This window comes from Pseudoalteromonas sp. JB197, assembly GCF_002332205.1.
GTDB classification, from domain to species: domain Bacteria; phylum Pseudomonadota; class Gammaproteobacteria; order Enterobacterales; family Alteromonadaceae; genus Pseudoalteromonas; species Pseudoalteromonas nigrifaciens.
On sequence record NZ_NRGZ01000001.1, the window covers coordinates 864,601 to 878,716 of the forward strand.

At 41.0% G+C, this 14,116-nt stretch carries 9 protein-coding genes, 4 tRNA genes and 1 pseudogene; 2 read left to right on the plus strand and 12 right to left on the minus strand.

Annotated features, from left to right (window positions below):
• Positions 1–331: 331 nt before the first annotated feature.
• The 12 genes and pseudogenes from nth to CIK86_RS04225 all read right to left on the minus strand — a co-directional run bounded on the left by nth (position 332) and on the right by CIK86_RS04225 (position 9,697).
• On the minus strand, positions 332–967 hold the full coding sequence (gene nth, locus CIK86_RS04170; RefSeq protein WP_041454385.1) for an endonuclease III: 636 nt from the start codon (positions 965–967) through the stop codon (positions 332–334).
• Between the two features lie 40 nt (positions 968–1,007).
• Entirely contained in the window at positions 1,008–1,706 is a 699-nt protein-coding gene (locus CIK86_RS04175; protein WP_086998156.1) for an electron transport complex subunit E, read from the minus strand.
• A complete protein-coding gene (gene rsxG, locus CIK86_RS04180; RefSeq protein WP_011327787.1) occupies positions 1,703–2,344 on the minus strand; it encodes an electron transport complex subunit RsxG in 642 nt (213 codons plus the stop codon). Before rsxG ends, CIK86_RS04175 begins: the two co-directional genes overlap by 4 nt.
• The gene (gene rsxD, locus CIK86_RS04185; protein WP_041454387.1) at positions 2,341–3,399 is read right to left on the minus strand and encodes an electron transport complex subunit RsxD; all 1,059 of its coding nucleotides are present in this window, start codon (positions 3,397–3,399) and stop codon (positions 2,341–2,343) included. Before rsxD ends, rsxG begins: the two co-directional genes overlap by 4 nt.
• A complete protein-coding gene (gene rsxC / locus CIK86_RS04190; RefSeq protein WP_096317087.1) occupies positions 3,396–5,819 on the minus strand; it encodes an electron transport complex subunit RsxC in 2,424 nt (807 codons plus the stop codon). Before rsxC ends, rsxD begins: the two co-directional genes overlap by 4 nt.
• Positions 5,820–5,827: 8 nt before the next feature.
• On the minus strand, positions 5,828–6,382 hold the full coding sequence (gene rsxB, locus CIK86_RS04195) for an electron transport complex subunit RsxB (RefSeq protein WP_011327790.1): 555 nt from the start codon (positions 6,380–6,382) through the stop codon (positions 5,828–5,830).
• 1 nt (position 6,383) lies between these two features.
• Complete coding sequence (gene rsxA / locus CIK86_RS04200; RefSeq protein ID WP_011327791.1) at positions 6,384–6,965, minus strand: electron transport complex subunit RsxA; 582 nt, start codon at positions 6,963–6,965, stop codon at positions 6,384–6,386.
• A gap of 274 nt (positions 6,966–7,239) precedes the next feature.
• A pseudogene (locus CIK86_RS04205) lies at positions 7,240–9,173 on the minus strand (EAL domain-containing protein).
• A 150-nt stretch (positions 9,174–9,323) separates the two neighbouring features.
• Positions 9,324–9,400, minus strand: a tRNA-Asn gene (locus CIK86_RS04210).
• Between the two features lie 22 nt (positions 9,401–9,422).
• A tRNA-Asn gene (locus tag CIK86_RS04215) sits at positions 9,423–9,499 on the minus strand.
• 22 nt (positions 9,500–9,521) lie between these two features.
• Positions 9,522–9,598 (minus strand) — tRNA-Asn (locus CIK86_RS04220).
• A gap of 22 nt (positions 9,599–9,620) precedes the next feature.
• Positions 9,621–9,697: transfer RNA gene (locus tag CIK86_RS04225), tRNA-Asn, on the minus strand.
• A 1,049-nt stretch (positions 9,698–10,746) separates the two neighbouring features.
• On the opposite strand from CIK86_RS04225, the gene CIK86_RS04230 reads away from it, so the two are divergent.
• Positions 10,747–12,123, plus strand: a complete 1,377-nt coding sequence (locus CIK86_RS04230) for an MATE family efflux transporter (RefSeq protein ID WP_086998150.1) — start codon at positions 10,747–10,749, stop codon at positions 12,121–12,123.
• Positions 12,120–14,114: an excinuclease ABC subunit UvrB gene (gene uvrB, locus CIK86_RS04235; RefSeq protein ID WP_011327796.1), complete on the plus strand. Its 1,995-nt coding sequence runs from the start codon at positions 12,120–12,122 to the stop codon at positions 14,112–14,114. The genes CIK86_RS04230 and uvrB overlap by 4 nt, the downstream gene beginning before the upstream one ends.
• Positions 14,115–14,116: the final 2 nt, after the last annotated feature.

The window sequence follows — 14,116 nt, forward strand, 5'->3', positions numbered from 1 at the left end:
CGACCTACATCCGGTACTTTTTTAGGTAATCGATAATACATAACGCTAATGTTAACAGGCACTGCCTTTTTTCGTTGGGTTTCGCTGCGCTCAAACCAACCTCAATCAACGTCAAAAGATAGGTTGGTTAAGCCGAAGGTGCCACCCAACAAAGTTTCAGATTCACGTCTTGAAGGCCCGTTAATGGAACATATGGGACTGTCAGATTTGATCGAGTCCTATTAGTTGGATTTGATAGATCAAGTAAGACTTATTCATCTAAGTAATCCAAAAAATTAGACAAAAGTGCTCCTCACTGTAAATAAATCAAGCAGCTATTTAGCTGTGCTTTTTATTCTTCGGTCTTTTCTTTAAACTCACATAAATCTTCGATGATACAACTGCCACATTTAGGTTTGCGCGCCACACAGGTATAACGCCCGTGCAGTATTAGCCAGTGGTGTACATCGACCTTAAATTCTTTAGGCACTACTTTTTCAAGCTTTTGCTCAACGGCTACAACATCTTTACCCATGGCGAGTTTAGTACGGTTAGAAACACGAAAAATATGCGTGTCTACGGCGATTACAGGCCAGCCAAAGGCTGTGTTGAGTACTACGTTTGCGGTCTTTCGGCCAACGCCAGGTAGGGCTTCTAGTGCTTCTCGGTTTTCGGGAACTATGCTGTTGTGTTCATCCACCAAAATTTGGCACATTTTATAAACGTTTGCCGCTTTAGAATTAAATAAGCCGATGGTTTTTATATAATCTCGCAGTGTATCGTGGCCTAAATCTAAAATGGCTTGTGGTGTGTTAGCCACAGGGAATAACTTTCGAGTGGCTTTATTAACGCCTACATCGGTTGCTTGCGCTGAGAGCGTTACAGCGACAAGTAACTCAAACGGGCTTGAGTATTCAAGCTCGGTTTCTGGGTGCGGGTTATCGTCGCGTAAGCGAGTAAGAATTTGGTGGCGTTTTTCTTTATTCATATTACTTAAGCGCACACCTTATTAATGTGCGCTTTTCCTATTAAGTTAAGCTAGTAACACGAGCACGAGGGCCTTTTTCAGGCTCTGGTGGGGTAACTTGTTTTGACTTTATTTGTGCGTCAATTACATTTTTAGCGGCAATAAGTAGCCCAAGACCTAAAAAGGCACCCGGTGGTAAAATTGCGAGTAAAAATTGATTATCAAAGCTAAATATTTCAATGCGTAGGCTTTGTGCCCAAGGGCCAAGTAACAAGTCGGCGGCATCAAATAAAGTGCCTTGCCCAATTAGCTCGCGCATTGCGCCTAAAACAACAAGCACAATCATAAAGCCCAAACCCATCATTAGCCCATCAAACGCCGATAAGTGAACTGGGTTTTTAGACGCGTATGCTTCAGCGCGACCAATAATGGCGCAGTTAGTAACAATTAACGGAATAAAAATACCTAACGACTGATAAAGCCCATAGGTATAAGCGTTCATTAATAGCTGCACTATAGTTACAAAGCCGGCAATAATCATGACAAATACCGGTATACGAATATCTTTAGGTACCCAGTTTCGCACTATTGATACACTAATGTTAGAACCCACTAAAACAAGTAGTGTAGCCAGCCCTAAGCCAAGTGCGTTAGTAATGGTAGACGTAACAGCAAGCAGTGGGCAAAGGCCTAATAGCTGTACTAGGGCAGGGTTGTTGACCCACATACCGTCTTTATATAGTGTTTTTAATTCACTCATTTAGTTACCTCTACACATTGGGCATTAGGTGCTGCAAAAATAGCATCAAATTCACTTTGAGCAAATAATACGGCATTTTTTACCGAGCCAACCACAGCGCGAGGTGTAATAGTTGCACCGGTAAATTGATCAAACTGGCCACCGTCTTTTTTAACCGCCCAACGTGCATCGCTACTGCTTTGTACAGTTAACGTTTTAAAGCTAGTGATCCACGGTGATTTTTTAACTTCTACTTTATCGCCTAGGCCTGGAGTTTCTTCGTGCTTAGTAGTACGCACACCGGCAATACTACCATCACTTAAAACCGCGGTTAGTAAGTTAATATCACCACTGTAACCACTTGGCGTTACGTGCCTTACAATAAGGGCTACAGGTTCATTGTTTTTACGGGCACGGTAAACTATTTGATTAGCGTAAGGGCCTAGTCGTTCATCTGAAATAATAACGCAATCTGTTGTTAGTTCGTTGTCGTAAGTACTAGGGTCGAGCACTTCTTGTAATTGTGAAGTAAGGTGCAATAGCTCTTGCTCTGCTATTTTATCGGCGGTAAGCATATTAATAGAGGCAACCAGCCCTGTAGTCACTAATGCAAAAGCAGTTAAAATAGCGCCGTTTTTAGCCATAGAGGATAGTATCATTTTGCTGCTCCGTGGCCATAAGTGCGCGGCTGTGTGTAGTAGTCAATTAAGGGAACAGCAATATTGAGCAGTAATACACTAAAAGCAACAGCATCAGGGAAGCCACCAAAGGTGCGAATTAAATACACTAATAAGCCAATTGCTGCGCCATAAATTAAGCGCCCTTTATTGGTGGTGGCAGCCGACACCGGATCGGTAGCAATAAAAAATGCAGCCATCATAGTGGCACCACTTAATAGATGAAATATTATACCAGGCTCTGTACCGGGCGCTGCTATATAACCTATGCCACTGCACAGTGCTAAGCTTGCAATAAAACTTACTGGGATATGCCAGTTAATTATTTTTTCTTTTAAAAGGTATAAACCACCGGCTAAAAAGCCTAAGTTAACCCACACCCATCCATGTCCAGCCCACTCATTAAATATCGGCTTTTGCATGCTTTCGGTTACGGTTAAACCATGGGCAATATCTGTTTTAATAGTGTCCAGTGGGGTTGCCATAGTAATGCCATCTATACCTGCACGTACTTGATCTAAACTAAAACCGGTGGCAGTAAAGTCGGTAAAAACAACCCTAAGCTGCTCGGTAAAACCAATCGGAGTATTTAATAACTCGGTAATTGGCATCCACGCGGTCATTTGTACCGGAAACGAAATTAATAATAATACATAAGCGGCCATAGCAGGGTTAAATAAATTAAACCCTAAACCACCATAGAGCTGCTTAACTATAACGATGGCAAATAAACAGCCAATAATAACTATCCACCAAGGGGCTAATGGCGGAATGCTCAATGCAAGTAGTACTGCGCTAAGCCACGCGCTGCCATCACTTAACGCAGGCCAAACGGGGCGTTTGCGAAGTAGCATTACTGCAGCTTCAAATACACTTACAGCAATCAGCGCTAATATGAGCTGAATAAGCACACCTGTACCAAAAAAGATGATCTGAGCAATTAGCCCAGGAATACACGCAGCAATAACGCAAAGCATTAATCGGGTTAACGATTTATGGCTATGGCTGTGAGGCGAACTGGCCATGGTTAATTTCACGACTGATCATTTCCTTCTTTTTGAGACTTTTTGGCTTTTGCTCGAGCAATAGCAGCAGCTACTGCGGCTTTTTTCTTGTCATCGTTCGCTTTAGGCTCGTCGGCTTTAGTACTAGATGCGGCGTCGTTATTCTCAACAGCGCTCGTTACTTGCGCATCATCAGTTGTACTTTCAGCATCGGCTAATGCTTTTGCGGCCTTTTTCGCTTTGGCGCGAGCAATGGCTGCGGCTACAGCGGCTTTTTTGTCATCAACGGGTGCATCGTTTTGCGGTGTATCGTCAGTTGTACTTTCAGCATCGGCTAATGCTTTTGCGGCCTTTTTCGCTTTGGCGCGAGCAATGGCTGCGGCTACAGCAGCTTTTTTGTCATCAACGGGTGCATCGTTTTGCGGTGTATCGTCTGTTGTACTTTCAGCATCGGCTAATGCTTTCGCGGCCTTTTTCGCTTTGGCGCGAGCAATGGCTGCGGCTACAGCGGCTTTTTTGTCATCAACGGGTGCATCGTTTTGCGGTGTATCGTCAGTTGTACTTTCAGCATCGGCTAATGCTTTTGCGGCCTTTTTCGCTTTGGCGCGAGCAATGGCTGCGGCTACAGCAGCTTTTTTGTCATCAACGGGTGCATCGTTTTGCGGTGTATCGTCAGCTGTACTTTCAGCGTCTGCTAATTGCGCGGCCTTTTTAGCTTTAGCGCGAGCTATGGCTGCGGCTACAGCTGATTTTTTATCATCAGGGCTTGCTGGATCATCACTTTGTGCTTTTTGCTCTTTATATTGTCGAGCTTGTTCTTTACGCAATGCGCGTTCTTTTGCTACTTCGCTATTATCAGGTTCAAGTGCATCGCCTTGTTGCTTTTTAGCTTTAGCACGGGCAATAGCAGCGGCTACGGCTGATTTTTCATCGCTATTAGCTGATTTACTTTTAACTCTTGCTAAAGCATCGGCTACTTTTTGTTTTTCGTCTGGTGTTTTAACTGCAGGCTTACGTTTATGGCGATTTTGTCGCTCAGCTTGTTCGCGATCAAGGCGTTCTTTTCGCGCATCAAAACGCTCTTTAGCACGATCTGCTTTAATTTTTTCTGCCTGCTGCTCTTTTATTTCTACCTTGGCTACCCGGTAGTACTGCACTAGCGGTATTTCACTTGGGCAAACGTAGGCACACGCGCCGCATTCTATGCAGTCAAACAAATTGTGTTCTTGTAGTTTGTCGTATTCTTTTGACTTAGCAAACCATTGTAATTGCTGAGGTAATAAAGAAGCAGGGCAAGCATCCGCACAGGCACTACAGCGTATACAGGCTTTTTCTGGGCCGGGCTCTGCAAGCTCTTTATGATCGGGCGCGAGTATACAGTTAGTGGTTTTTACCACGCCAATACGAATTGTTGGTAGGGTAAAGCCCATCATTGGGCCGCCCATAATTACTTGTTGCTGTGGTACAGGCGAAAAACCTTGGCAATCGAGCAAGTGCTTTATTTCGCTGCCTAATAAAGCCCATACATTTCCGGGTTTATGAATAGTATTACCCGTTACTGTGACTACGCGCTCAATTAAGGGTTTACCTTCATAAACAGCTTGTTGTATAGCAAATAAAGTACCGGTGTTATGTACCAGTATACCAACATCTGCCGGAATGCCATTATTAGGTACTTCGCGATTAGTAAGCAGTTTAATAAGCTGTTTTTCGCCACCAGAGGGATAAATAGTGGGCACTTTTTGCACCAATATTAAGCTATTATGCTCCGCTGCTTGTATCATTGCAGCAATTGCTTCTGGCTTGTTGTCCTCTATACCCACAATGCATAACGTAGGATTGAGCAGTTGTTGCATTAGCTCAATACCTTGCACTATTTGCTTGGCATGCTCGCGCATTAGCATGTCATCAGCTGTTATATAAGGTTCGCACTCAACCGCATTAATAATTAAAAACTCGATAGGTTGCTTAGTATCGGCTTTAACATAAGTTGGAAAACCAGCGCCTCCCATACCACTAATGCCCGCTTGATGAATAATATTAACAAGTTCATCGTGGCTTAGCGTTGCTGGGTTTTTAATTGGGTTAAGCTCGCACCATAAATCTTTACCATCGGGCTCAATTATTACACTAAGTTCAGGTAGGGCCGAAGGGTGCGCCGAAGGCATTAACTTTATGTCGGCTATTGTGCCTGAGGTTGGCGCATGCATAGGCACCGACCAGTTAGCTTTAGGTATGGTTAAAGCTTGGCCTTTTAAAACGTGCTGACCTTTCTCAACAATAAGTTTACCGTTAGCACCTATGTGTTGTTTAAGTGCAACTACGAGTTTGTCGGGTAATGGCAAGCGAGTAATACTGGCACTATTAGAGAGTGATTTTTGTTGTGGTGGGTGAACGCCGCCAGGGAATGGCCAAACGACCCCTTTTTTTATTTGTTCAAGTAACTTATCCACTCAAACCTCTAATCTATTTGTGTAACGGGAATTGCATTTAACTGCCATTTCCAGTTTTGTTTAGTTTCGGCTACAGGGAGCATATCAATGCAATCTACAGGGCAGGGCTCTACGCATAAATCGCAGCCAGTACATTCGTCAATTAATACAGTATGCATTTGTCGAGTTGCACCAACAATGGCGTCAACTGGGCATGCTTGTATACACTTGGTACAGCCAATGCATTCGTCTTCGCGAATATATGCCACAGTTTTAATTGGTTCAGCTTGCTCTCCGCCAGCTAAGGGCTTGGGATCAACGCCCATTAATTCGGCGAGCTTTTTCATAGTAGCTTCGCCGCCAGGTGGGCATTTGTTTATTTCGTCGCCATTGGCAATCGCTTCGGCGTATGGCCTACAGCCAGGGTAGCCACATTGGCCGCATTGAGTTTGCGGTAAAATGGTATCAATTTGCTCAACAATAGGGTTACTTTCTACCCGAAAGCGGATAGCGGCAAATCCTAAAATTAGGCCAAAAACTAATGCCAGTGAGCCTAGTGCTATTAATGCATAAAACAAGGTCATATTAAAACTTCACTAATCCGGTAAATCCCATAAATGCCATCGACATTAAGCCTGCGGTAATTAAGGCAATAGAGGCACCTTTAAAGGGGGTAGGAACATCGGCCGCTGCAAGGCGCTCTCGCAGGGCAGCAAACAATACAAGTACTAACGAAAAACCAACTGCGGCACCAAAGCCATAAACCGCCGACTGTAAAAAGGAGTGATCTTCTTTAATGTTAAGTAATGCAACGCCTAGCACAGCACAGTTTGTGGTTATAAGGGGTAAAAAAATACCCAGCAAGCGATATAAAGTAGGGCTTGTTTTACGTACTACCATTTCGGTAAATTGTACTACTACAGCAATCACTAAAATAAAGCTCATGGTACGTAAATAGGTAATATCCAACGGTATTAAAATATATTGGTTAACTAAGTAGCTGGTTACAGAGGCAAGGGTAAGCACAAAAGTGGTAGCCAAAGACATACCTATAGCCGTGTCTAGTTTACTCGACACGCCCATAAACGGACACAAGCCTAAAAATTGTACTAATACAAAGTTATTAACCAGAACAGTGCCAATCAATAACAATACATATTCTGTCATGTGTGCCTCGCGCTATTAAAATCCAATGCATTATCCATTTTTCTGCCGAGATAAACAACATGTGGAGTAGTTATCAGTCAAATAAATAGGGTAAAATAATTAACGCATAATGAAGATGTAAAATTACTGTAATTTGTTTGTAGAGTTTACTTAACGTTATGGTTTTAGTATGGGTTTAAAGTACTAGGCAGTACTGAAAATAAAGTAAAAAAGAGCAACAAGTGCTCTTTTTATTAATTAAATAACCTGAACTTGGGTTAACTACGCCCTTATATCAAATGTCTTTAGGTTTTTCTATGTAGTAACCTTGTACACCATCTAAGCACAGGGTTTCTATAATGTGCTTTTCTTCTTGGCTTTCGACCCCTTCAGCAAAAACACTTATACCAATCCTGTGTGCTAAATCGACCATTAAGCGCATAAAATATTGATTGTTTTTATCATCTTCTAGGCCGCGGGTATAACTGGCATCCATTTTAATAAAGTCTGGTTTTAAATCGCGGAAAAACTTAAACGATGTTAAGCCAACACCAAAACGCTCAACTGTTATGCGAGCACCCACGCGATGAATCATGTCAATAAAGCGTTTACTCGCTTTAATGTTTTGTTGTAGCCCAAATTCACTTACTTCAAAAACAAGTTTTGATGCAATATGGGTATCTTTTAATAATCGGCGTTCTAACCAAATTACAAACTGGTCGTTGTGCGCACTTGAAGGCGTAACATTTAAACCAAAAAACTTTTCTGAAAGATTTCGGCTTTTTATTTTCTCAAGTGATGAGTCAATAATTAGCCTGTCGATTTCTATAGCCATATCAAGTTTTTCGGCCATGGCTAAAAATGAGGCTGTAGGTAGCATTTGATTATCTTCGGTTTTAAATCGCACCTGAATCTCAGCATACGCTTTAATATTTTTGCCCAAAGGCATAATATTTTGCATTACTAAATGCACACGTTTTGCTTCAATTACTTCATTTATAACTTTGCGCCAATTTTGATTACCAAATCCAGCACTTACATTATTAATTAAATCGCTTTCACGTTGTACATGCCAAGCGTTAGCATGTTTTGATTGCGCCATACTCATGGCGTTATCTACTACCGAAAGTAACTCACCAAGTGGTTTTGCTTTTTCGTAACCCACAATACCAGTATTAGCTACTGAGCTGAGCTCTTGGTTTTGTTGATACTGAGTAAAGCGAGATTGTAAGTTTTCACCAAAACGTTCGGCTTCTTTTAGCGGTATATTAGGTAATATAGCTACAAAATCAGAGCTGTTAAGTCTAAATACTTGGCTACCAGTATAAGTGCCACTAATGTGCTTAATAATATCAGCCACACCTTTAATGTATTCATCACCTTTTTGATAACCGCGGGTTTGGTTAATCGATTGCAGTTCACTACATCTAATTAAAGCGAGTGTACCAAAAGTGCTTTTTTCGCTGTTTTCTATATTTTTTTCATAGTACTCAACAAACATATTCCGATTGCCTAAATCGGTTACGCCGTCTTTATAGGCTTGATGTTTTATTGTGAGTGCTGCGTTTTGAAGATCTTCATTTTTACTTTTCAAAAAGTGCGATAAACGATTAAAGCTAGGAACTAAGCTCTTTCCTTGGCTTTTGAGCCTGCTTGTATCAAGACTTACTTCTAGGTCATGATCTAACTGGTTTTGATTTATATAAACATCAATAACATCAGCCACGTCCATACTAATTCTTTTATTTACTCTATGAGAAAGGGTCTTCATTAACGCCACAGGAATAATAATTAAAAAAGTACTAACAAGCACAATAATAAAAAACGCGCTTTGTAATAAGTGTGCAAAACGTTGCACATTAAGTGTAAATTCTACTTTTATATCAGTATTACTACCGCTTACAAACTGGGGACGTACCGAGTTAAAATTTGTTTGTACAAATTCGGCAATAAAAGGCAGTGCGTTACTTTAAATACTTCAGCTCCTTGATTGTCTCTGAGGATGAAGTTTGCAAAAGTATCGTTATTAGTAATAGCGCGTTTAAAATTGTTTGTTGATATATCAGATAAAGTTAAACCATCTATATAATTTTGGACTGTAGCTTGTGCATTTTTTTGCGCTTCGTTAACTGTGTAATTAAAGCTAATAGCTATAAAATAACTACCAACGGCAACACATGCTAACCAAGAGAGTATTTGTATTAATATGAGTTTTTTAAAGCCTGCCATTTTTTCAATCTTTTAATTGTCAGAAAGGGAAGGAATCAAATCCTTGATTTATAAACTAATCGTAACACGAAAATTGAGTGAATATACTTTAGTTATTAATCAGAAAGGGTAGTAGATATTGAGAGGAATGTCTATGGAATTATTAGCAATTGGCTCCCCCTCCCCGACTCGAACGGGGGACCTGCGGATTAACAGTCCGTCGCTCTAACCAACTGAGCTAAGGGGGAACTACTATCATAAACATAAACTTGGCTCCCCCTCCCCGACTCGAACGGGGGACCTGCGGATTAACAGTCCGTCGCTCTAACCAACTGAGCTAAGGGGGAACTACTATCATAAACATAAACTTGGCTCCCCCTCCCCGACTCGAACGGGGGACCTGCGGATTAACAGTCCGTCGCTCTAACCAACTGAGCTAAGGGGGAACTACTATCATAAACATAAACTTGGCTCCCCCTCCCCGACTCGAACGGGGGACCTGCGGATTAACAGTCCGTCGCTCTAACCAACTGAGCTAAGGGGGAAGCGTCTTGCCTTTCAACGGGGCGAAATATTAATGATCCAGCCGCAAAGTGTCAACACATAAAAGATCATAAATACAAAAAAGAACTCTATTCGTTGTTTTTGTGTTCGATCTGCACGTTTTATAGCACAAATACCAAAATTAAAGCGCGTCATTTTTATGAAAAAGTACTTTTGTTTTTAAAAATTATTAAATTAAAGGGCGTATTTACTTAATTTAAAATATAAAAAACAGCCATTACACCTAAAAATAGCGCTCAATATTACAAAAACATTACCGTAAAGAGCTTACACAGGCAGAGTGGTTTTTAAAATTTAACGCTTAAAATCGATTTAATACTTAAATTCCATAAAAAACGAATACGGCAAAAACTAAAAATATCTTTATTTAATTACTTATTAGTTAATAATTAGCCAATCGCAAAGGTTTGTACAAAAACAACACAATCAATAGCTTAAATAATTTTATTTACACCTTTAGGTTGCTCAATAAGGTGGTGATTGCAGCTAACAGCAAGCTTTACATTAAAGCCCAAGAAAGTTTTCATATTGGTAACGTGGATAAGTTTAATACGGCATTTTATTTGATCCGCTGTAACCCCTTTATAAATGCGGCTTTGAATGAGTTATCCACGGTTTCTGTGGATAACTCTGTTTATTAAACTTTATGAACTTCAGTACCCCCAGTATTTTAGGGGGCTGCAACGATTTCAAGTCTTTAAGAATGTTTTTTTAAATCATTAAAAAACAGTGTGTTACGAATTGATGCTGAAAGCGACTCTAACGATAAGTAAAACTTTTCGTGACGATAAAGTAAAAAAATATGTTGTGTGATAATGCACCATTTATGAAGCGTTAAATGTTATAAAAGTAATTTAAATGATCTATATTTGTTTTTTGGCGCTCTCAAGGTGAATTTATGCGCTAAGGCTTGAAAACAAAGCTTTACTCCTTAGTTAGGTATTTAGCCCTCTATACTCAATAAAGCATGGCTTGAATTGCCCAGATGCTTTAAAATGTTTAGCTCAGTAAAAAGAGGTCAACTTATTCTATGCGCGTAATTTCAGAAAAACATACTCGCCCTGATTTACTCAATGATCCTATCTCGCCAACACTAAAAAAAATGACCATTCCAATGATATTTGGCCTGGTGTCGTTGATGATGTTTAACATTGTTGATACGTTTTTTATTAGCTTATTAGGAACAGAGCCATTAGCAGCCGTGAGCTTTACATTTCCGGTTACTTTTATGGTAATAAGCTTAGCCATTGGTTTGGGCATAGGCACTTCTGCGGTTATTGCAAAAGCCTTGGGCAGCCACAAAGTAAATGAAGCGCGTTTTGATGCCAGTATTTCTTTATTGGTGGCTGTGATTTTGGTACTTATATTATCTTTTTTTGGTTATGTGTTTATTGACCCCATATTTACTTTACTAGGGGCTGGTGAAAACGTATTACCGCTAATACATCAGTATATGAATGTATGGTTTTTAGGCAGCGTGTGTTTAATAACACCTATGATTGGCAACTCGGTATTACGTGCCAGCGGCGACACCAAAACGCCTAGCTTTGTGATGGGCGGGGCAGGGCTAATAAATGCCATTTGCGATCCTATACTTATTTTTGGCTTTGGACCTATTCCGGCATTAGGTATTGAAGGCGCTGCTATTTCCAGTGTTATTGCCTGGTCAGTAGCGGTAGTGGTTATTTTATATATATTACTAAAAAAACGTTTATTGAGTTTAAAAGCAGGTAAACAAACGGTTATTGGCTCTATTAGTAAAATATTAAAAATTGGTTTGCCTGCGGCAGGGGCAAATATGCTTACGCCAGTTGCAATGGCAGTAATGACCGCATTAGTGGCTCACCATGGACCCGAAGCGGTTGCTGCATTTGGGGTAGGGAGTAAAATAGAATCTATTGCCAGCTTGTTAGTATTAGCGCTTTCGATGACATTACCCCCATTTATAAGCCAAAACTTTGGTGCTAGTAAATTATTAAGAGTGAAAGACGCCTACACCGGCACCTTAAAATTTGTAATGGTTTGGCAGTTTATTATTTATATATTACTAATTGCTAGTGCAGGCGTGTTAAGCCAGTTATTTGGCAAAGAACAAGCCGTTATTGATGTTATAAAACTATTTATTTACACCATTCCATTAAGCTACGGCTTGCAAGGGGTGATCATATTATCAAACTCATCGTTTAATGCTTTACATAAACCGATGAACGCATTGTTTTTAAGTATTATTCGTTTATTTATTTTTTATTTACCCTTTGCGTATATAGGCAACGAACTTGCTGGCTTATTGGGGTTATTTATTGGCGCTGCTGTGGGTAACTTGTTTACCGCTTTGGTGGCCTATAAATGGTTTATGAAAGAGCTTGAAACATTAAGTAACCAATCGTTACAGGAGTGCAGTCATTGAGCGATCATTTTCAACTAAAGTCACACTTTAAGCCTGCGGGAGATCAGCCCACCGCGATTGCGCAGTTATGCGAAGGACTTGAGGCCGGGCTTGCTCATCAAACCTTGCTAGGTGCTACCGGCACAGGTAAAACCTTTACCATGGCTAACATTATTAACGACTTAAACCGTCCAACGATAATAATGGCACATAACAAAACCTTAGCCGCGCAACTTTACGGGGAAATGAAAGAGTTTTTTCCTAAAAACGCAGTTGAATATTTTGTTTCTTATTACGATTATTACCAGCCAGAAGCCTATGTGGTTTCTAGTGATACGTTTATAGAAAAAGACGCATCTATTAACGAACACATTGAGCAAATGCGCTTAAGTGCTACAAAGGCACTGCTTGAGCGCCGCGATACTATAATTGTAGCTTCAGTGTCGGCCATTTATGGTTTGGGCGATCCAAAATCATACATGAAAATGATGCTACTTTTAAAAGTGGGCGAAAAAGTGGATCAGCGCGATATGCTACGCCGCTTAGCCGAAATACAATATACCCGTAATGATGTAGACTTTAGCCGCGGCACGTACCGAGTACGTGGCGAAGTGGTTGATATATTTCCTGCAGAATCAAGCACATTTGCGATACGTGTAGAAATGTTTGATGACGAAATAGAACGCTTAAGTATTTTTGACCCCCTCACAGGCGCAATTGAAAAACACATAGTGCGCACCACTATTTACCCTAAAACACACTATGTAACCCCGCGTGAAAAAATTCTTGGTGCTATCGAAAAAATACAAGAAGAGCTAAAAGATCGCCGAGCACAGCTATTAAGTGCCAATAAATTGGTAGAAGAGCAGCGCGTAACACAGCGTACGCAGTACGACATTGAAATGATGCGCGAGCTTGGTTATTGCTCGGGCATAGAAAACTACAGCCGTTACTTATCGGGGCGTACACCGGGCGATCCGCCGCCAACTTTACTTGATTACTTACCCGACGATGCATTAATGATTATTGATGAATCGCATGTAACAGTGTCGCAAATTGGCGCTATGTACAAAGGCGACAGAAGCCGCAAAGAAAACCTGGTTGAATATGGTTTTAGAATGCCATCGGCTATGGATAACCGCCCACTGCGCTTTGAAGAATTTGAAGCTATTTCGCCACAAACAATTTATGTGTCGGCAACCCCAGGCGATTTTGAATTAGATCGCTGCGTAGGCGCAATTGCAGAGCAAGTAATTCGACCAACAGGACTGCTTGATCCACTTATTGAAGTGCGCCCAGTGGGGGACCAGGTTGACGACTTGCTTTCAGAAATTTATAAAAGTGTTGAGAAAGGTGAGCGGGTACTGGTTACCACGCTAACCAAACGTATGTCGGAGGATTTAACCGACTACTTAAGTGAGCACAATGTAAAAGTGCGCTACCTTCACTCAGATATAGATACCGTAGAGCGAGTCGAAATTATTCGCGATTTACGCGCTGGAGTATTTGATGTGTTAGTAGGCATTAACTTACTGCGTGAAGGCCTCGATATGCCAGAAGTAGCACTGGTGGCAATTCTTGATGCCGATAAAGAAGGCTTTTTACGCTCAGCGCGCTCTATTATTCAAACCGTAGGCCGCGCCGCACGTCATTTAGAAGGGCGCGCAATTTTATACGGTGACCGAATTACAAAATCGATGGCTAAGGCGATGGACGAAACCGCACGTAGGCGCGAAATTCAGCATGCTTATAATATTGAACACGGTATTGAACCACATTCGTTAGCCAAAAAGATTCTAGATTCGATGGACGTAGGCGAAGAAGCAGGGCCAAAAGATAACCTTAGACTCATTCGTAAAGAGTCTAAAAAAGTCCTTAGTGCTAAAGAAATCACAGTGCAAATTAAGCAACTCGACAGTAAAATGCACGCTTACGCCAGTGATCTAGAATTTGAAAAAGCAGCCTCAGTGCGTGATGAAATACACGAACTCCAACAACAGTTGATAAATTAACT

What these genes read in the sequence shown, in the direction of transcription:
- rsxB (WP_011327790.1), bottom strand. Translation starts at nt 6,382, where the DNA reads ATGACCTTGTTTTATGCATTAATAGCACTAGGCTCACTGGCATTAGTT.
- CIK86_RS04175 (WP_086998156.1), bottom strand. Translation starts at nt 1,706, where the DNA reads ATGAGTGAATTAAAAACACTATATAAAGACGGTATGTGGGTCAACAAC.
- rsxG (WP_011327787.1), bottom strand. Translation starts at nt 2,344, where the DNA reads ATGATACTATCCTCTATGGCTAAAAACGGCGCTATTTTAACTGCTTTT.
- CIK86_RS04230 (WP_086998150.1), top strand. Translation starts at nt 10,747, where the DNA reads ATGCGCGTAATTTCAGAAAAACATACTCGCCCTGATTTACTCAATGAT.
- nth (WP_041454385.1), bottom strand. Translation starts at nt 967, where the DNA reads ATGAATAAAGAAAAACGCCACCAAATTCTTACTCGCTTACGCGACGAT.
- rsxA (WP_011327791.1), bottom strand. Translation starts at nt 6,965, where the DNA reads ATGACAGAATATGTATTGTTATTGATTGGCACTGTTCTGGTTAATAAC.